Source organism: Ramlibacter aquaticus, assembly GCF_015159745.1.
In the GTDB taxonomy this organism is placed as follows: Bacteria; Pseudomonadota; Gammaproteobacteria; order Burkholderiales; family Burkholderiaceae_C; genus Ramlibacter; species Ramlibacter aquaticus.
Genome location: NZ_JADDOJ010000033.1, coordinates 1 through 17,316, shown reverse-complemented (window position 1 = coordinate 17,316; position 17,316 = coordinate 1). Strand labels below are relative to the sequence as shown.

Sequence of the window (17,316 nt, the reverse complement as noted above, 5' to 3'; positions counted from 1 at the left end):
CCCGCTCAGGCCGGCCGCGCGGCCCCGGGCTCGCCGCGGCGGCGTGCCCGCAGCAGGATCGATTCCACCGCCGCGAACTCCACCGGCTTGGTCAGGTGCTCGTCAAAGCCGGCGTCCGCCGTGCGGCGCCGGTCGCCCTCGGTGCCCCAGCCGGTGACCGCAACCAGGTGCACGCCGCCGACCACCGGGTCGCCCCTGAGCCTGCGCGCCACCTCGTAGCCGGGGATGTCGGGCAGCCCGATGTCCAGCAGCACCAGGTCGGGCACGAACTCGCGCGCGGCGGGTAGCACCGAATTGCCGTCGTGCACGCGGCGCGTGGTGCAGCCCGTCATCTCCAGCAGCGTGGCCAGGGTCTCGGCGGCGTCCACGTTGTCGTCCGCGACCAGCACCCGCAGGTCGGCATGCGAGAGCACCGGGCCCGCGCCGTCGCTCGCGGGGGCGGCTTCCGCCGTCTGCGGCAGGCAGGGCAGGCGGACCGTGAAGGTGCTGCCCTGGCCCACGCCCGGGCTGGCGGCCACCACGCTGCCGCCGTGCAGCTCGACCAGGCTGCGCACCAGGTACAGGCCGATGCCCAGGCCGCCTTGCGCGCTGTGCAGCGTGCGCCCGACCTGGGTGAACAGGCTGAACACGCCTTCGAGCATGTCCGCGGGAATGCCCACGCCGCTGTCCTCGATCTCGATCACCGCCCAGGCCGCCTCCTGGCGGGCGGACAGCCGGATGCGCCCGCCCTCGGGCGTGTACTTGGCCGCGTTGTGCAGCAGGTTGCCCAGGGCCTGGGCCACGCGCGTGCCGTCGGCCATCATCTCGATCTCGCGCGGCGGCAGTTCGATCTCCAGCCGGTGCCCGCGCTCGTCGATGATGGGCCGGCTGATCTCGACCGCCGAGGCCACCGCGTCCGACAGGTGCACGCGCGAGGGCGAGAGATGGATCTTGCCGCTGCTGATGCGCGAGATATCCAGCAGGTCGTCGATCAGGCGCACCATGTGGGCCAGCTGGCGCTGCATGGTCTGGCGCACGCGCTCGGCCGCCGGGCTCACGCTGCCGCTGCGGTTCAGGATCTCCAGCCCGGTGCGCAGCGGCGCCAGCGGGTTGCGCAGCTCGTGCGCCAGCGTGGCGATGAATTCGTCCTTGGCGCGGTTGGACTCCTGCAGGGCCTGCTCCACCCGCTTGCGCTCGGTCACGTCGATGACGGAGCCCGCCATGCGCACGGCGCGGCCCTGCGCATCGCGCTCGGACATGCCGGTGAGCTGGAACCAGCGCCACTCACCCGACTTCACCCGCAGGCGGCATTCCACGGTGAAGGGCAGGCCGTCCGCCAGGTGCTGGTCCAGCGCGGCCCGGATCGCGGGCCGGTCGTCGTCGTGCATGACGCCGCGCAGCGAGTCCGCCCGGTCGGGAAACTCCTGCTCCGAATAGCCGAGCAGCGTGCGCAGGCGGGGCGCGAAGAACATGGTGTCGGTGGCCATGTCCCAGTCCCACAGGCCGGCGCTGGAGCCGCGCACCACCAGCTGGTAGCGCTCGTCGCTGGCCCGCAGCGCAGCCACCGCCGACTCCAGGCTGCGTGAGCGCGCCCCGAGTTCGTCCAGCATGGCGTTGAGCGTGTCGGCCAGGTCCCCGATCTCGTCGTCGCTGGTGCGCGACACGCGCAGGTCGAAATTGCGCTCGGCGCTCACGCGGCGGGCCACGGCGTTCATGGACAGCACCGGCCCGGTGATGACGCGCTGCATGCGGTGGGCGATCAGCAGGGCCGCCGCGAGGCTGCCGCCCAGGATGACCAGCAGGATGCCCGCGTACTCGAAGGCGCGCGGCACCAGCCGGTGCTGGGCCTGCAGGTAGAGGCTGCCCGCACGGCCGCTGCGCGAGACGATGGGCCGCCACACGCGCACGAATTCGCCGTCGATCTGCACCGGCGCCGGTGCGGCGCGCGGCGGCGGCAGCAGTTCCACGGCCGAGGACACGTAGGAGGCGAAGAGCTGGCCCCGCGCGTCGTAGACCGCGGCCACCAGCACGTCGGGCTTGGCGCGCAGCACGCTCAGGTTCTCCCCGGCGGCGCGGCGGTCGTCGAACTCGAGCGCGGCCAGGTTGGACAGGGCGAGCACGTCGGCCTGCGCGATCAGGTCGTCCTCGATGGAATGGATGCGGCTGCGCAGTTCGAGCGCGCCGATCGCCGCCCCCGCGATCAGCAGCGCGATCACCGTCGTCAGCGCCAGGATGCGGTTGAGCTTGCGGCCGATGGAGGAGCGTGCGTTGCTCATGGCGCGCGGCCCTCCACGTTCTGCGCCACCGCGAGCAGACGCGAACTGAGCTTGAGCCGGCGTGCCTGAGCGGCCGTGAGCGAGGCGGCGAAGCGGATGCGCCCATCCTCGTGCGAGAAGTTCAGCACGCTGCCCAGCTTCAGCGCGTCGGGCTGGTCGGTCACCAGCAGCACCGGCCCGGCCACCGCCGCCAGGTTCTCGCGCAGCCGCTGCTCGCGCTGCGTGCCCACGTACAGCACGTGCACGCCCGTCACCGGGCCGTTCTCAGGCACGCGCCGGACCACCACGGGGTGGCTGTCGACGTGGCGCCCCGCGGCGATCTGTTCCAGGTCCGCCGCCACGGCCTCGTCACCTGCGACCCCCATGGCCAGGGGCTGGTCGGGACGCTGGAAAACCCCCGCGGGCCACTCGACGAAGGAGGCGAACTTGAACAGGAATGCGGCCTTCACCGCGCTCTCGCTCAGGGGCGGCTGGCCATGGGCCCGCCGCGCGGCCGGCAGCAGCGCACCCAGGACCCACCGCAGCAGTGAGCGTCGGCGCATGGGCGGCCTACATGCGCCAGGTGGCACTGAGGAAGACGCGCCTGGGGATCTGGCTGGCGACCGGCACCGCGTTGAACTCCACGTGGCGCGGGTCGAACAGGTTCTGCCCGAAGACGGCCAGTTCGAGTTGCGGCGAGACCTTCCAGGCGAAGCGCGCGTCCACCGCCGTGTAGGCGGCCACCTGGGGCAGGGGCAGCGCCCCGACGCGGCGGATGGCGATGTCGAACTGCCCGGCCGCGCCGATGTCGTGGCTGGATCGCAGGCTCCACTGCTCCTGGGGGTCGTTGCCCAGGCTGGCGATGCCCGCGGGGTCGGGCGTACCGCGCGTGGTGTCCAGGTGCTTGCGCAGCGCGAGCAGGCCGGCGCCCAGGCGCCAGCCGGGACGGACCTGCCAGTTGCCCCAGGCTTCCACCCCGTCCACGTGGCCCTCGATCTGGTTGATGAGCATGGCCGGTGCCGTCGAGGTGCCGCTGCGCAGGTGGCCGTAGTCCTGGCGGAAGGCGGTGATCGAGTAGCTGATGCCCGAGGCCAGGTAGCCGCGGTGCCCCAGCTCGGTCACGGTCGCGACCTCGGAGATGAAGTCGGGTCCGCCGGCGATCACGTAGGGCGCACGGCCCGGCGAGTAGAACTCGCGGTCCAGGCGGGCCGGGGCGCGAACGGCCCGCGACACGGCCGCCCAGGTCATCGCCGTGGGCGAGTGCTTGTACGACAGCCGCAGGTTGGGCATGAACTCCACGCCCGTGTAGACATTGCTCTCCAGCTTGCCCCCCAGGGTGAGCTGCCAGGCCGGCGTGAAGCGCCAGTCGTCCTGCACGAACACGTTGCCCCAGCGCAGCGCCCGGTCCATGGGGATGAAGGCCACCGCCGGGCTGGGCGGGTTGTGCTCCTGGGTGTCGCGCAGGCCGAAGCCCCACAGCAGCTGGTGACCCGCCGGCATGGCCGGTTCGCTGCTGAACTGGAGGTCCGCCGTCGAGGCCCGCTCGCGGAAGGCGTTGACGTCGTCACGGTGCACCTCGTCCAGGTAGCCCTGCAGCGTGAACGGCGCGCCACCGGGCAGCCGGCCCTGCCAGCGGGCCAGCAGGTTGCCGCCCGACATCAGCGGCGCCAGGTTGCTGGCGGGCCGCTTGCCCCCTTCGTAGGCGTCCCCCTGCAGGGTCAGGCTGCCGTCGGCGGTGGGCCAGTCGATGCGGAAGCCGGCCTGGTGCTTGGCCGCCGCATCCGCGCGCGCCACGTGGTCGGCGCGGAAGGTGTTGCCATGGTCCATCGCCATGGCGTACACGCGCCAGCTCACGCCGTCCGCCGTCGTTCCGCCCTGGCGCACGGCCTCGTAGCCGCCGCTGCCCGAGCGCGCGCTGCTGGCCAGCAGGCCCTGGGTGTCGGCCGCCGGCCGCGTGATGATGTTGATCACGCCGTTGACGGCGTTGGCGCCCCACAGCGTGCCGCCCGGCCCGCTGATCACCTCGATGCGCTCGATGTCCTGCAGCATGACGTCGTTCTGGTCCCAGAACACGCCGGAGAACAGGGGCGAGTAGATGGTGCGCCCGTCGACCAGGACCAGCAGCTTGTTGCCGATCGCGTTGTTGAAGCCGCGCGCGCTGATCGCGTACTGCGAGGCGTTGAGCTGCGCGACCTGCAGGTTGGGCGCAAGCCTGAGGGCCTCGGGGAGACTGGTGGCGGCGGAGCGGCGGATGTCGTCGGCCGTGATGACGAAGATGGAGGCCGCCGCATCGGAGATGCTCTCGGGACGGCCCGACACGGAAGTGACCTGGATGCTGCTGAGCTGCTCCAGCGTGAGGTCGGCCAGGCCCGCCACCGAGGCCATGTCCTGCGCGCTGGCGACGCGCGCGAAAGCGGCCAGCAAGGCCGTGCACAAGAGGCGCTGTCTCCGTTGTTCTACTGCCATCGTCACCTCGTCGCAGCGAGTATAGGGGCCTCGCCTGAGCCGCGCAGGCGGCGCCCAAGGCTGAGTTGGGCCCGCGCGACTGCGGATGTCGCTGGGCGCCAGCCACCCCACGCCGGGTCCCGGCTGCTGCAAGATGGGGGCCCGGCGCCGCATCGCAGGCCGCCCACACCGCCGACGATGGACCCGCACCACGACCACCCCTTCAGCGACGCCAAGGTCCCCGCGATCACGCTGGGGTTCTGGATCACCAAGATCGCCGCCACCACCCTCGGTGAAACCGGCGGCGACTGGGTGACCATGTCCTTGCAGCTCGGCTACCTGGTGGGCTCGGGCATCTTCGCGGCATTGTTCGTGGCCCTGGTCTCGGGGCAGGTCCGCACGGGCCGCTACCACCCGCTGCTGTACTGGGCGACCATCGTCGCCACCACCACGCTGGGCACCACCCTGGCGGATTTTTGCGACCGCTCGCTGGGCATCGGCTACCCCGGCGGCGTGGCCGTGATCGTCGTGCTGCTGATCGCCAGCCTCGCGTCATGGCACCGCGTCGAGGGCACGGTGTCGGTGCAGAGCGTGCGCACGCCGCGGGCCGAGTGGTTCTACTGGGCCACCATCCTCTTCTCGCAGACCCTGGGCACCGCGCTGGGCGACTGGTGGGCGGGCGACGACCGCGGTGGCCTGGGCCTGGGCTACGAGAAGGCCGCGGCCCTGTTCGGCGCCCTGCTGCTGGTCGTCGCCCTGCTGTATGCGACGACGCGTCTGTCGCGCACGCTGCTGTTCTGGCTCGCCTTCGTGCTTACGCGGCCCTTGGGCGCCACCGTCGGCGACCTGCTCGACAAGCCGCGCGCGGACGGCGGCCTGGCGCTGAGCCGGCTCCATGCCTCGGCCGCGCTGGTCCTGGTGATGGTGCTGTGCATCCTGCTGTTCCCGCAGAAGCCTGCAGCGCCGGGGTCGGGACCCGGCTGACAACGTGCAGCGCTGCGCGGGGCAGCGCTCAGCGGTTGCCGATCACCAGCTGCGCGATGATGCCCGTGCCTATCGCCACCAGCAGGTAGTCGCCCCCGTACTGCATCCACTGGTAGCCGCGCGGCGGCGGCGCCAGGCGGTGCACACGCCAGTCGTCGACCACGTAGTTGCGGTGCCGGTACTCGGGCGGCAGCCGGTCGCCGCGGTGCCAGGCATGGTCCGGACCGGCGCCCCAGTCACCGCGCCGGTCGCGGTCCGCGTCACGGCGTGCGCGATCGTCGCGATCGCGCGGGTCGCGCCAGTTGCCGCGCGGGTCCTGGTCCATGCCGCGCTGGCCTTCCCAGCGCCTGTGCTGGCGTTCCCAGTCGCGCTGGTTCTGCTGGCGGTCGTCGTCCTGTGCGAAGGCCACGCCGCACAGGACCAGGGACAGCGCAAGCCCGGCGCCCAGCCGTTTCGAACTCGACATCTGCTGCATGGTGCACCTCCTGATGCGGCTCGAGCATGGCCCCAGCAAGCCCGGCTGCGCGTAGGCGCAGGCCGCGCCAGGGCCCTGGCGAGCGCGACCGCGCGGGCGGGCGGCGTCCGACGGCCCGCCCAGCCGGCCCGGTGACAGGGCCGGGACGATGCCGCAGAATCGCGGCCACACACCAGGGGGCCCAGGATGAGGAAGGATTCGACCGGCGACGCAGCAGTACAGGCCTGGAGTCCGGCCTCCTGGCGCGCAAAGCCGGCGCTGCAGATGCCGGCCTACCCCGACGCGCAGGCGCTGGCCGCTGCCGAGGCGCAGCTGGCGTCGCTGCCGCCGCTCATCTTTCCCGGCGAGGTGTCGCAGCTGCGCGAGCGGCTCGCGGCGGTCGCGCGCGGCGAGGCCTTCCTGCTGCAGGGCGGCGATTGCGCGGAGAGCTTCGATGCGCTGGGGCAGGCTTCGGTGGAATCGACCTTCCGCGTCATCCTGCAGATGGCCGTGGTGCTGACCTATGCCGCGTCCTGCCCGGTGGTGAAGGTCGGCCGCATCGCCGGCCAGTTCGCCAAGCCGCGCTCCTCGGACACGGAGACCGTGGGCGGGCTGAGCCTGCCCTCCTACCGCGGCGACATCGTCAACGACAGCGCGTTCACCCCGCAGGCGCGGCAGCCCGATCCGTCCCGGCTGGTGACGGCCTACTCGCATTCGGCGGCCACGCTGAACCTGCTGCGGGCCCTGGCCCAGGGCGGCTTCGCGGACCTGCACGAGGTGCACCGCTGGACCGCCGACTTCGTGCGCAACAGCCCCCAGGGCGAGCGCTTCGAGGCCCTGGCGGACAGGATCACGCAGTCGCTGGCCTTCATGCAGGCCTGCGGCTTCGACGCGGCGCGCACGCCCCAGCTGCATGCGGTGGAGTTCTACACCTCGCACGAGGCGCTGCACCTGCATTACGAAGAAGCGCTGACCCGCTTCAACGAGCGCGACGGCGCCTGGTACGGCGGCTCGGCGCACATGCTCTGGCTGGGCGAGCGCACGCGGCAGGTGACGGGCGCCCATGTGGAATACCTGCGCGGGCTGCGCAACGTCATCGGCATCAAGCTGGGGCCCACGGCGGACGCCGACGACGTGCTGCGCCTGCTGGACGTGCTGGACCCGGACCACGAGCCCGGCCGCATCGTGCTGATCAGCCGCATGGGCAGCGACAAGGTCACCGAGCGCCTGCCGCCCCTGCTGCGCGCGGTGCACGCAGCAGGTCGCACGCCCGTCTGGTGCTGCGACCCCATGCACGGCAATACGGTCACCGCGACCAGCGGCTACAAGACCCGCGACTTCGCGCGCATCCTGCACGAGGTGCGCGGCTTCTTCGCCGCCCATGCGCAGGAAGGCACCCACCCGGGCGGCCTGCACTTCGAGATGACCGGCGAGGACGTGACCGAGTGCCGGGGCGGCGCCCAGGCGCTGACGGACGAGGGCCTGGCGATGCGCTACCAGACCGCCTGCGACCCGCGCCTGAACGGCTCGCAAAGCCTGGAACTCGCGTTCCTGATCGCGGACGTGCTGAAGGCGGCGCGGCGCTAGGGCGGCCCTAGCGCATGGACCGCAACAAGTCGCGCAGCAGCGCGTCGGACGCTTCGATGCGCACCAGCCCCATCCGCGGGAACTCGAGCTCCACGATCACGTAGATCGTGATGGCCGTCACCAGCGCGAAGGCCAGCATGTGCAGCCAGGGCAGCGCGGGCCGCGCGCCCATGGCGTGGCCGGCCAGCAGGGCCGAGCCCAGGGCCAGCGCCACCAGCAGGAGATAGACCACCCCGGGCGGGTGCATGCGGGCCGCCGACTCGCGCGTGGTCGTCAGGTCGATCAGCTCGTTCAGCGCCGGCAGCAGCAGCACAGGGCCGCCCTGCACGCTGGCGACGCCCTGCACGCAGTGGGACCACAGCGCCTGCTGCAGCGAGGCTGCGCGTTCGCCCGCGGCCGCCGCGCCGTCCGCCTCGCTGGTGGCCACCAGGCGCTGCTGCACGTACTCGCGCAGCAGCGCACGGGCGCGCGGCTGGTCCGGCGCGGGCAAGAGGTCCAGCCGCAGCCAGACGGTGCCTATGGCGTTGGCCTCGCGCGCGATCAGCTCCCGCCGGTGGTCGAAGCGTTCGGCAGCGCCGGTGAAGGTGAAGGCCAGGATCAGGCCGAACAGCGCGAACATCGAGCCTTCCACCGCCGCGACCCCGCGGTCCTCGCCGCCCGGCAAGGCCCAGCGGCGACCCAGCCGGCGTCCCGTCTCCATCACGAGCAGCAGCGCCGCGACCAGCAGCACCACGAGCGCGGGCGTGCGCAGCAGCCAGTCCATCGCGTCAGGCCTCCTGGGCTGCCGCCGCGGGCGGGGGCAGGAAGAACTCGCGCGGGCTGCGTACGAAGCGCCGCAGCACCGTGCGCAGCACCGTCCATTCCGAGGTGATGGCCAGCCGGCGCGAGCGCAGGGCCACGGCCAGGGCGAGCGCGAAGGACACCGCCAGGTTCACAATCCCGATCGCCACCAGGCCGGCGAGCGCCATCGCCCAGTCGCGCCAGCCCAGGTCCAGGGACACGGCGGCGATGCCGAGGTTGGCGCTGGAGAAGGTCACGTGGCGGATGTCCAGCGGCAGGCCCAGGAACTCGCCCAGCACGCCCATGGACCCGAGCAGGAAGCCCAGCACCACGTTGCTCGCGATCCCGCCCAGGTTGGCGGCGGCCCAGGCCGCGAATCGCTCACGCCGCGCCTCGCCCAGCAGCCGGCCCAGCCCGCGGTGGCGGGCGAGCCGCGCCTGCAGCCGCCGGTCTGCCGCACGGTTGTCGTAGAAGCCCGCCACCAGCCCCGAAAAGAACAGGCAGGCGCCGGCGATGGCGGCGTGCAACAGGGCCAGGCTGTGCAGCGGGTCCAGGTCGTGCACCAGGTGCGCCGCCTTGGCCGGACCGGCCAGCGGGGTGCCCGTGGCCGCACCCCAGGCCAGGGCCAGGAGGGCGGCGCAGGGCAGCGCCACCACCACATTGCCGACCACGGCGATGAACTGCGACCGCAGCACGCGCACCACGAGCTCGGCGACGTCGCCCAGGCGCTGCTGGCCGTGGTCCAGGGCCTGCGCGATCAGCGCGGCGGTCATCGCCGGCTGCTTGGTGGCGATGGTGAAATGCAGCAGGTACACCAGCACGAAGCCGGCCGCGTAGTTCAGCCCGTAGGCGAGCGCGACGCCGGCCGGCGCCAGCGCCGCCGCGGCGAGCAGGGTCTTGACCAGGGCCAGCACGCCCACCACGGCGCCGGCGCCCAGCGCAGCGCGCAGCATGCCGAACCATTCGCCGCGGTCGTTGGCCACGTAGTGCTCGCCGGTGCGGCTCGCGCACTCGGTCACCTGCAGGGCAAGGTGAGCAGTGTTGGTGTCCACCAGGTCGCGCAGGCTGGCGCGCCGCGCATCGGCGGCGGCCAGCGTGGCCAGCAGGCGCGCCAGCACCGGGAAGGGGTCGGCGGCCTGCAGGGCCTGCACCAGCACCCGCATGCGGCCGATCGACTGCGACGCACGCAGCAGCAGCCGCGTCAGGGTGACGGAGATGCCGCTGCTGCGGCAGTGGTGCTGGACGACGCCCAGCAGGCGCTCGCAGCCGTCCAGCGCCGCCAGCAGCGGGGCGGTATCGTCCGCGGCGCCGGCACGCGCGGCGACCCAGGCCTGCACCGCCTGGGCCTGCACCTGGAAGGGGCTGTCCAGCCGGGCGCAGGCCGGGTCCTTGCGCGCCAGTTCCGGGTCCAGGCCGATGGCGGCGACCCGCACCGACAGCACGGCCAGCGCTTCCTGCGCTTCGCTGCGGGCCCAGTCGCGCAGGCGCAGGGCGGCGACGTCGCTGCCGCCGCCCAGGGAGCGCAGCACGTCGGCCAGGGCGTCCGGGTGCGCCTGCATCCAGGCCGCATCGCCTGGCGCCAGCGCGTCGTGCAGCACGGACTGCAGGTCGGCCTCGACCGGCTCGGGCGGCAGCAGCTTGAGCACGGCGCGCCGCCGCGCCGCGGCCCAGAAGCCCACGCCCAGCGTGATGCCGGTGTCCGCCAGCAGGGAGCGTGCCGTACAGCGCACCAGCCCCTCCGCCAGCGCGGTGCGGGCCGGGCCGGCCGCGAGCCGCAGGGCCGCATCGCGCAGGTGGCGCCGCACCGCGTCGGCCGAGGCGCCGCGCGGCGGTCGCAGGGTGGTCACGAAAGGCGGGAAAAGCTCTTGCATGGGCATGCGCTGCCGATGATGCCTGCAAGCGCGGCCGGGTGTCGAGCCGGGGGCATCCCGGGAATCCGGCAGGGTGGGGCCCGCAGCGGGCCGTCGCACGGGGCCGCACAGGGACCGGCCAGGCGGCCCCGCGTCGGGCCGCGCGTCCTCAGTGCGTCGCCAGCCAGTCCCAGGCCACGTGGGCCAGCGCACGCACGCCCAGCGACAGGCTGGCCTCGTCGACCTTGTAGCGCGGCGAGTGGTTGGACGGCGCCTTGGCCGGGTCCAGCCCTTTCTCGGTGGAGCCGACGAAGAAGAACAGCCCGGGGATCAGCTGCTGGTAGTACGAGAAGTCCTCCGCGCCGGTGACCTTGGGCACCTCGTGCACGTGCTCGTCGCCGGCCACCCGCTGCAGCGTGGGCACCATCTGCGCGGTCAGGGCCGGGTCGTTGTAGGTGACGGGGTAGTTCTTGTTGATGCAGACCTGGCAGCCGGCGCGGTTGCCCTTGGCGATGCCCTCGGCGATGTCGGTCATCTGCTCGTGGATGTCGTCGCGCATGCCCTCGTCGAAGGTGCGGATGGTGCCTTTCATCATCACCTCGTCCGGGATGATGTTCTCGCGGTTGCCGCCGCGGATCATGCCCACCGTCACCACCGCCGGCTCGCGGGTGATGTCCTGCCCGCGCGAGACGATGGTCTGCAGCCCGAGCACGATCTGCGAGGAGACCACGATGGGGTCCACGCCCAGCCAGGGCGCGGCGCCATGCGTCTGGCGCCCGCGCACGGTGATGCGGAAGCGGTCGGAGCTGGCCATGGTCGGCCCCGGCCTGTAGCCGATCTCGCCGACGTTCAGGCGCGAGGTGACGTGCAGGCCGAAGATGACCCTGGGCGTCGGCTTCTCCAGCGCGCCCTCGGCGATCATCATCTTCGCGCCGCCGTCCTCACCATCGGGTGGCATCTCCTCGGCCGGCTGGAAGATGAACTTGACCTGCCCGCGCAGCGTCGCGCGCAGCCCGGCTAACACCTCGGCGACGCCCATCAGGATCGCGACGTGGCAGTCGTGCCCGCAGGCGTGCATGACGCCGACCTCCTCGCCGTTCCACTGGGTGCGCACCTTGGAGGCGAACGGCAGGTCCACTTCTTCGGTGACCGGCAACCCATCCATGTCGGCCCGCAGCGCGACCACCGGGCCGGGCAAGGCGCCCTTGAGCAGCCCGACCACGCCGGTGTGCGCCACGCCGGTGCGCACCTCGTCGAAGCCCAGACGGCGCAGGTGGTCCGCGACGATGCCGGCGGTGCGGAACTCGCGGTTGCCCAGTTCCGGGTGCGCGTGCAGGTCGCGCCGCCAGGCGAGCACCCGGCCCTCCACCTGTCGTGCAGCCTCCTCGATCAAATCGGCGGCGGCGTGCTGGGGGTCCAGGCGGTCGTTCATGGGGCGGGCTCCTGCGAAGCGCTCATTACAACACCGGCCCGTCCGGGCCGGCATGCTGCGCTGCGCTGCGTTGCGCCCCGGCCCGGACAGCCGTGCGCCGGGTGGCCCGTCACCCGGCACATGGCGGCGCTTCAGGCGACCTTCGCGTACAGGCCGGTCACGTTGTCCATGACCTGGAGGATGCGTTCGCTGGTGGTGAAGACGTTGGCCTCGTTCTGCGGGTTCTGCACGCTGGGCTGCAGGGTCATCAAGGCCGCGTCGAAGAAGACGAACTGCGTCTCCGCCAGGCCCAGCTCTGCACGGATCGCGTCGGTGGCCTGGGGGGCCGTCTTCAGCACCTGGTGCGCCTTCAGGAACTCTTCCTTCAGCGCCTGGATTTCGGCCTTGGACTGCGCCACCTGGATCCCCCAGGTGGCGCCCAGGTACAGGGCCGCCATGCGCTGGCTCAGCATCCGCTGGCGTCCGGAGAGGTTGACCAGGCGGCCCAGGTCCTTGCCGGACACGGCCTCGAGCTGCAGGGTGCCCTTGTTCGCCAGCGCCAGGATCTGCCCGGACAGGGAGAGCACGGTGTCGGCGGCCCCCCGGCTCGCGGCCGTGCCTATGAGTGCGGTCTTGTAGTCGGCCCAGCGGGCCTCGAGCTGCGCGTAGGTGGCACGGATGTCGCCCGTGGGCGCGAAGGCCTTCAGCTCGACCAGCTGCCGGTCGAACAGCGCGAGGGAGGCATCGAGGATGCGCTCGGCCGAGTCGGTCTGGACCTTCTGCCCGAGCGCCATGTAGCTCTTGGCCAGGCGCTGGCTCAACATGCGCTGGCGGCCGGCCTTGTTGATAGCGTCGTTGATGTCGATCACCTGGGGCACGGCCGCCAGGGGCCAGGCCCCCAGGACCGGAAGACACGCCGCGGTCAGGCGAAGGAGTTTGCGTCGTTGCACCATGGTCTTGAAGGGATGGAGGTCCTTGGGCTGGGTGGGGCGCCCGCGGGGCGCGGGGCACGCAACCATGAAGCAAGGATCATGCAAAGCCTGTCGAGGCAGGCCAGGCCGCGTCGGCATGCGCCATCCACCCTGGGCAGGCCGGTGCCGCAGGGCAGCCTCGAAGGACCGCCCGGGCAAAGAAAAAAGCCTTGCAAGTCGTTGACTTACAAGGCTTTCGGGATCTGGTGGCGCTTCACGGACTCGAACCGCGGACCTGTGGATTATGATTCCATCGCTCTAACCGACTGAGCTAAAGCGCCATCCGGTGGCTGGGCCACCGAGCCCTCCATTATAGGGCAAAAAACTTCACTGGTGCTTGAACTGCGGCGGCCGCTTGTTCACGAAGGCGTCCATGCCCTCTTTCTGGTCGCTGGTGGCGAACAGGGCGTGGAAGAGCCGGCGCTCGAACATCACGCCGTCCGAGAGGCCGCTTTCGAACGAACGGTTCACCGATTCCTTGGCCGCCATCACCGCCACCTGCGAGTAGCCGCAGATCGTGAGCGCGGCCCCCAGCGTCTCCTCCATGAGCTTGTCCAGCGGCACCACCCGGCTCACCAGCCCGGCCCGCTCGGCCTCGGTGGCGTCCATCATGCGGCCGGTCAGCGCCAGGTCCATGGCCTTGGCCTTGCCCACCGCGCGCGGCAGGCGCTGGGTGCCGCCGGCGCCGGGGATGATGCCCAGCTTGATCTCGGGCTGGCCGAACTTCGCGTTGTCGGCGGCGATGATGAAGTCGCACATCATGGCCAGCTCGCAGCCGCCGCCCAGGGCGAAGCCGCTCACGGCCGCGATCACCGGCTTGCGCACCGAGCGGATCGTTTCCCAGTTGCGGGTGATGTAGTCGCCCTTGTAGACGTCGGCGAAGCTGTAGCTGGCCATGGCGCCGATGTCGGCGCCGGCGGCGAAGGCCTTCTCGCTGCCCGTCACGATCATGCAGCCGATGGCCGGGTCGGCATCGAAGGCCTTGAGCGCCTCGCCCATCTCGTCCATGAGCTGGTTGTTCAGGGCGTTCAGCTGCTTGGGACGGTTCAGCGTGACGATGCCGACGCGGTCGCCTTCCACGCGGGTCTGGATGTGCTCGTAGGCCATGGTTTTTCTCCGTTCTTCGGGCTGGGAAGCCGCACTATACCCAAGCGAAAACCATGAGCCGACCGAGCGGTCGGTTAATGTAGAGTGCTCCCAGGAGACCCCCATGTCCGAACCCACCGTCCTTTTCGAGACGCGCGGCGCCGTCGCGCTCATCACCCTGAACCGCCCCGCGGCCCTGAACAGCTTCACGCGTGCCATGCACAAGGACCTGTGGGCCGCGCTGGACCGCATCGAGGCCGACACAGCCCTCCGTGCGGCCGTCATCACCGGGGCCGGCCGGGGCTTCTGCGCCGGCGCCGACCTGGCCGAGTTCGATTTCGAGCCCGGCCCGGACCTCGTCAAGCGCGCCGACCCCGGGCCCGTCATCGAACAGGCCTTCAACCCCACGGTGCGCCGCCTGATGGCCCTGCGGGTGCCCACCGTCGCGGCGGTCAATGGCGTCGCCGCCGGCGCCGGCGCCTCGCTGGCCATGACCTGCGACCTGGCCATCGCGGCCGAGTCTGCGAGCTTCATCCAGGCCTTCAGCAAGATCGGCCTGGTGCCGGACGCGGGCGGCAGCTGGTTGCTGGTCAAGAAGATGGGCCTGGCCCGCGCCATGGGCTGCGCGATGCTGGGCGACAAGCTGCCCGCCAAGGACGCCAGGGAATGGGGAATGATCTGGGACACCACCGCCGGCGACGTGGTCGAGGCGGCGATGCAGCTGGCCCAGCGCCTGGCCGTGATGCCCACCCGCGCCCTGGTGGAGACGCGCCGGCTGCTGCGCGGCGCGGCCACGAACGAGCTGGACCGCCAGCTCGACCTGGAGCGCGACACGCAGTCGGGCCTGGGCGCCACGCACGACTACATCGAGGGCGTGATGGCCTTCCGCGAAAAGCGCGCGCCGCAGTTCAAGGGCGAGTGAGCATGGACGCGAAGGAACGCGCCGCCCGCGTGGGCGAAGCCATGTTCGCGGTCGACGCCGCCAGCAAGGACTTCATGCAGATGGAGCTCGTCACCTGCGAGCCGGGCCGCGCCGTGATGCGCATGGCGGTGCGCGAGCCCATGCTCAACGGCCACCAGATCTGCCACGGCGGCTTCATCTTCACGCTGGCCGATTCGACCTTCGCCTTCGCCTGCAACAGCCACAACAAGGTGGCGGTCGCGGCGGGCTGCCAGATCGAGTTCCTCAAGCCCGGCAAGCTGGGCGACGTGCTCACCTGCGAGGGCGTGGAGCAGGTGCTGCAGGGCCGCCACGGCCTCTACGACATGCGGGTGACCAACCAGCATGGGGACGTGATCGCCATGTTCCGCGGCAAGAGCGCGCAGATCGCCGGCCACATCATCGAGGAATGACATGAACGCCTTCGCACTCGAGCCGATCGAGACGGCCTCCGTCGACGAGCTGCGGGCGCTGCAGTTCAAGCGCCTGAAGGCCACGCTCTTCCACGCCTACGAGAACTCGCCCGTCTACCGCGCGAAGTTCGACGCGGCCGGCGTGCACCCGACCGACCTGCACACCCTGGCCGACCTGGCGAAGTTCCCCTTCACGACCAAGAAGGACCTGCGCGACAGCTACCCCTTCGGCATGTTCGCGGTGCCACGCGAGCGCTGCGCCCGCATCCACGCCTCCAGCGGCACCACCGGCAAGCCCACGGTGGTGGGCTACACGAAGAACGACATCGACACCTGGTCGCACGTGATGGCGCGCAGCATCCGCGCCTCGGGCGCGAAGCCGGGCGACATGGTGCACGTGAGCTACGGCTACGGCCTGTTCACCGGCGGCCTGGGCGCGCACTACGGGGCCGAGAAGCTGGGCCTGACGGTGGTGCCCTTCGGCGGCGGGCAGACCGAGCGCCAGGTGCAGCTGATCCACGACTTCCGGCCCGACATCATCATGGTCACGCCCAGCTACATGCTGGCCATCGCCGACGAGTTCGAGCGCCAGGGGCTGGACCCGCGCGAATCCAGCCTGCGCATCGGCATCTTCGGCGCCGAGCCCTGGACCAACGACATGCGCCTGGCCATCGAGCAGCGCATGGGCATCCGGGCGGTGGACATCTACGGCCTGTCGGAGGTGATGGGCCCGGGCGTGGCCAACGAGTGCATCGAGACCCAGGACGGCCCGACCATCTGGGAAGACCACTTCTACCCCGAGATCATCGACCCGGAGACCGGCGAGCCGGTGGCGGACGGCGAGTTCGGCGAACTGGTGTTCACCAGCCTCACCAAGGAGGCGTTGCCGATCATCCGCTACCGCACGCGCGACCTCACGCGCCTCTTGCCCGGCACCGCGCGCACCATGCGCCGCATGGAGAAGATCACCGGCCGCAGCGACGACATGATGATCGTGCGCGGGGTCAACGTCTTCCCCACGCAGATCGAGGAGCTGATCCTGCAGACCGACGTGCTGGCGCCGCACTACCTGTGCATCCTCACGCGCGAGGGGCCGCTGGACGAACTCACGGTGGTGGTGGAGACGCACATGGACATCCACCACGAGTCGCGGGAAGCGCAGGCCGCCGCCCGCGACCTGGCGCAGAAGATCAAGGCCTATATCGGCACCAGCGCGCGCATCGAGCTGCGGCCCACGGGCGGCATCGAACGCAGCGTGGGCAAGGCCCGGCGCGTGCTGGACCAGCGCCCGCGCTGAAGGCGCACGGCGGGGCGCGCCAGGCCCCGCGGCGCACTCAGATCTTCGGCCCCGGCGCCGGCCCGGGCGCTTCCGGCTGGACGCCGGGCGGCACGGGCGTGGGCTCGCCGCCCTGCTCGATCTGCCGCACCGTCAGCTCCAGCCAGGCCTCGTCGCCCTTGCGCATGCGCACCTTCACCGGCAGGTATTGCAGCGAGGGCGCGAACCACATCTCGGCGGTGATGTCGCCGCGCGGCTTGTCCAGCGGCCGCGGCGCCACGTGGTAGGCCTCCACCGGGCCCAGCTCGGGCGTCTGCAGCACCACCTTCTCGGTGACGTCGTAGACCCACAGGTCCACGCCGCCCGGGCGCGCCAGCCAGAGCTGCACGCTGTGGCCCACCTCCAGCGCGTCCTGCCCGGTGGCGAAGCGGTGCGAGAGCTCGGCGAACTGGCTGGCCGTGTCCTGCACGCCGGCCGGGCGCGGCACGGTGCGGCCGTCGTTGAGGCGGATGCTGTCCTCGCCCAGCTCGACGGCGCGGACGCCGCCGGGCCGCTCTTCCTGGAAGGCCTGCGGCACCAGCCCCTGCGGCGTGACGCTGCCCTGCGAGACCAGCGCGAAGCTGAGCAGCACGGCCACGTCCACGTCCACGCGCACCTGGTAGCGGTCCTGCTGGCGCTGCCACTGCACGCGGGCGCGGCATGCTGCGCGTCCGGCCAGGCCCGCACCTGTTCCAGAAGGTCGCGCGCGGAGGCATTCAGGGCGTAGGCCCGCCGCGCACCAGCCCCACGCGCAGTCGGTCACGCGCCAGCAGGAGGGCGAGCGTGCGCCCCACGATGCCGGCGCCGCGTATGCATACATCGAGGACCATTCCGGCATTGTAGGAT

General features: G+C 71.6%; 15 protein-coding genes, 1 tRNA gene and 1 pseudogene. 5 read left to right on the top strand and 12 right to left on the bottom strand.

What is annotated here, in order from left to right:
• Window positions 1–5: 5 nt before the first annotated feature.
• The 3 genes from IM725_RS09870 to IM725_RS09860 are packed head-to-tail and all read right to left on the bottom strand — an operon-like array spanning window position 6 to window position 4,658.
• On the bottom strand, window positions 6–2,255 hold the full coding sequence (locus IM725_RS09870) for an ATP-binding protein (protein ID WP_193780416.1): 2,250 nt from the start codon (window positions 2,253–2,255) through the stop codon (window positions 6–8).
• Entirely contained in the window at window positions 2,252–2,797 is a 546-nt protein-coding gene (locus tag IM725_RS09865; protein ID WP_193780415.1) for a YfiR family protein, read from the bottom strand. The genes IM725_RS09870 and IM725_RS09865 overlap by 4 nt, the downstream gene beginning before the upstream one ends.
• 7 nt (window positions 2,798–2,804) lie before the next feature.
• Window positions 2,805–4,658, bottom strand: coding sequence for a TonB-dependent receptor plug domain-containing protein (locus IM725_RS09860; protein WP_193780414.1), 1,854 nt, complete (start codon window positions 4,656–4,658; stop codon window positions 2,805–2,807).
• Between the two features lie 219 nt (window positions 4,659–4,877).
• On the opposite strand from IM725_RS09860, the gene IM725_RS09855 reads away from it, so the two are divergent.
• Window positions 4,878–5,663: a COG4705 family protein gene (locus IM725_RS09855; protein WP_193780413.1), complete on the top strand. Its 786-nt coding sequence runs from the start codon at window positions 4,878–4,880 to the stop codon at window positions 5,661–5,663.
• Between the two features lie 28 nt (window positions 5,664–5,691).
• Here the strand turns inward: IM725_RS09855 and IM725_RS09850 are convergent, their stop codons facing one another.
• Window positions 5,692–6,129 carry an RcnB family protein gene (locus tag IM725_RS09850; protein ID WP_193780412.1) on the bottom strand — a complete coding sequence of 146 codons (438 nt, stop codon included), beginning with the start codon at window positions 6,127–6,129 and terminating at the stop codon, window positions 5,692–5,694.
• Window positions 6,130–6,324: 195 nt separating this feature from the next.
• On the opposite strand from IM725_RS09850, the gene IM725_RS09845 reads away from it, so the two are divergent.
• Window positions 6,325–7,704 (top strand): class II 3-deoxy-7-phosphoheptulonate synthase, encoded by a 1,380-nt coding sequence (locus tag IM725_RS09845; RefSeq protein ID WP_193780411.1) that lies wholly within the window; start codon window positions 6,325–6,327, stop codon window positions 7,702–7,704.
• 7 nt (window positions 7,705–7,711) lie between these two features.
• Here IM725_RS09845 and IM725_RS09840 read toward each other — a convergent pair whose 3' ends face one another.
• From IM725_RS09840 to IM725_RS09815, 6 genes are all read right to left on the bottom strand, one after another.
• Window positions 7,712–8,467 carry a bestrophin-like domain gene (locus tag IM725_RS09840; RefSeq protein ID WP_193780410.1) on the bottom strand — a complete coding sequence of 252 codons (756 nt, stop codon included), beginning with the start codon at window positions 8,465–8,467 and terminating at the stop codon, window positions 7,712–7,714.
• Between the two features lie 4 nt (window positions 8,468–8,471).
• Complete coding sequence (locus IM725_RS09835; RefSeq protein WP_193780409.1) at window positions 8,472–10,361, bottom strand: recombinase; 1,890 nt, start codon at window positions 10,359–10,361, stop codon at window positions 8,472–8,474.
• Window positions 10,362–10,503: 142 nt separating this feature from the next.
• Window positions 10,504–11,766 carry an amidohydrolase gene (locus tag IM725_RS09830; RefSeq protein WP_227753722.1) on the bottom strand — a complete coding sequence of 421 codons (1,263 nt, stop codon included), beginning with the start codon at window positions 11,764–11,766 and terminating at the stop codon, window positions 10,504–10,506.
• Window positions 11,767–11,897: 131 nt separating this feature from the next.
• A complete protein-coding gene (locus IM725_RS09825; protein ID WP_193780407.1) occupies window positions 11,898–12,698 on the bottom strand; it encodes a type IV pili methyl-accepting chemotaxis transducer N-terminal domain-containing protein in 801 nt (266 codons plus the stop codon).
• 222 nt (window positions 12,699–12,920) lie between these two features.
• Window positions 12,921–12,997: transfer RNA gene (locus tag IM725_RS09820), tRNA-Met, on the bottom strand.
• Between the two features lie 46 nt (window positions 12,998–13,043).
• Window positions 13,044–13,823, bottom strand: coding sequence for an enoyl-CoA hydratase (locus tag IM725_RS09815; protein WP_193780406.1), 780 nt, complete (start codon window positions 13,821–13,823; stop codon window positions 13,044–13,046).
• Between the two features lie 103 nt (window positions 13,824–13,926).
• Between IM725_RS09815 and IM725_RS09810 the strand changes: the two genes are divergently transcribed.
• The 3 genes from IM725_RS09810 to paaK are packed head-to-tail and all read left to right on the top strand — an operon-like array spanning window position 13,927 to window position 16,452.
• Entirely contained in the window at window positions 13,927–14,724 is a 798-nt protein-coding gene (locus IM725_RS09810; protein ID WP_193780405.1) for an enoyl-CoA hydratase-related protein, read from the top strand.
• A 2-nt stretch (window positions 14,725–14,726) separates the two neighbouring features.
• Window positions 14,727–15,155 carry a hydroxyphenylacetyl-CoA thioesterase PaaI gene (gene paaI / locus IM725_RS09805; protein WP_193780404.1) on the top strand — a complete coding sequence of 143 codons (429 nt, stop codon included), beginning with the start codon at window positions 14,727–14,729 and terminating at the stop codon, window positions 15,153–15,155.
• A gap of 1 nt (window position 15,156) precedes the next feature.
• The gene (paaK, locus tag IM725_RS09800) at window positions 15,157–16,452 is read left to right on the top strand and encodes a phenylacetate--CoA ligase PaaK (RefSeq protein WP_193780403.1); all 1,296 of its coding nucleotides are present in this window, start codon (window positions 15,157–15,159) and stop codon (window positions 16,450–16,452) included.
• Between the two features lie 37 nt (window positions 16,453–16,489).
• Here paaK and IM725_RS09795 read toward each other — a convergent pair whose 3' ends face one another.
• Window positions 16,490–17,119, bottom strand: a complete 630-nt coding sequence (locus IM725_RS09795) for a DUF3108 domain-containing protein (protein WP_193780402.1) — start codon at window positions 17,117–17,119, stop codon at window positions 16,490–16,492.
• Window positions 17,120–17,121: 2 nt separating this feature from the next.
• Window positions 17,122–17,300: pseudogene (locus tag IM725_RS20400) on the bottom strand (FAD-dependent monooxygenase); the annotation flags it as partial.
• Window positions 17,301–17,316 lie beyond the last annotated feature (16 nt).

Bases quoted from the DNA above. Each gene is read 5' to 3' on its own strand.
- paaI (WP_193780404.1), top strand. From the start codon at position 14,727: ATGGACGCGAAGGAACGCGCCGCCCGCGTGGGCGAAGCCATGTTCGCG.
- IM725_RS09850 (WP_193780412.1), bottom strand. From the start codon at position 6,129: ATGTCGAGTTCGAAACGGCTGGGCGCCGGGCTTGCGCTGTCCCTGGTC.
- IM725_RS09840 (WP_193780410.1), bottom strand. From the start codon at position 8,467: ATGGACTGGCTGCTGCGCACGCCCGCGCTCGTGGTGCTGCTGGTCGCG.
- IM725_RS09855 (WP_193780413.1), top strand. From the start codon at position 4,878: ATGGACCCGCACCACGACCACCCCTTCAGCGACGCCAAGGTCCCCGCG.
- IM725_RS09830 (WP_227753722.1), bottom strand. From the start codon at position 11,766: ATGAACGACCGCCTGGACCCCCAGCACGCCGCCGCCGATTTGATCGAG.
- paaK (WP_193780403.1), top strand. From the start codon at position 15,157: ATGAACGCCTTCGCACTCGAGCCGATCGAGACGGCCTCCGTCGACGAG.
- IM725_RS09810 (WP_193780405.1), top strand. From the start codon at position 13,927: ATGTCCGAACCCACCGTCCTTTTCGAGACGCGCGGCGCCGTCGCGCTC.
- IM725_RS09835 (WP_193780409.1), bottom strand. From the start codon at position 10,361: ATGCCCATGCAAGAGCTTTTCCCGCCTTTCGTGACCACCCTGCGACCG.
- IM725_RS09865 (WP_193780415.1), bottom strand. From the start codon at position 2,797: ATGCGCCGACGCTCACTGCTGCGGTGGGTCCTGGGTGCGCTGCTGCCG.
- IM725_RS09845 (WP_193780411.1), top strand. From the start codon at position 6,325: ATGAGGAAGGATTCGACCGGCGACGCAGCAGTACAGGCCTGGAGTCCG.
- IM725_RS09870 (WP_193780416.1), bottom strand. From the start codon at position 2,255: ATGAGCAACGCACGCTCCTCCATCGGCCGCAAGCTCAACCGCATCCTG.
- IM725_RS09825 (WP_193780407.1), bottom strand. From the start codon at position 12,698: ATGGTGCAACGACGCAAACTCCTTCGCCTGACCGCGGCGTGTCTTCCG.
- IM725_RS09815 (WP_193780406.1), bottom strand. From the start codon at position 13,823: ATGGCCTACGAGCACATCCAGACCCGCGTGGAAGGCGACCGCGTCGGC.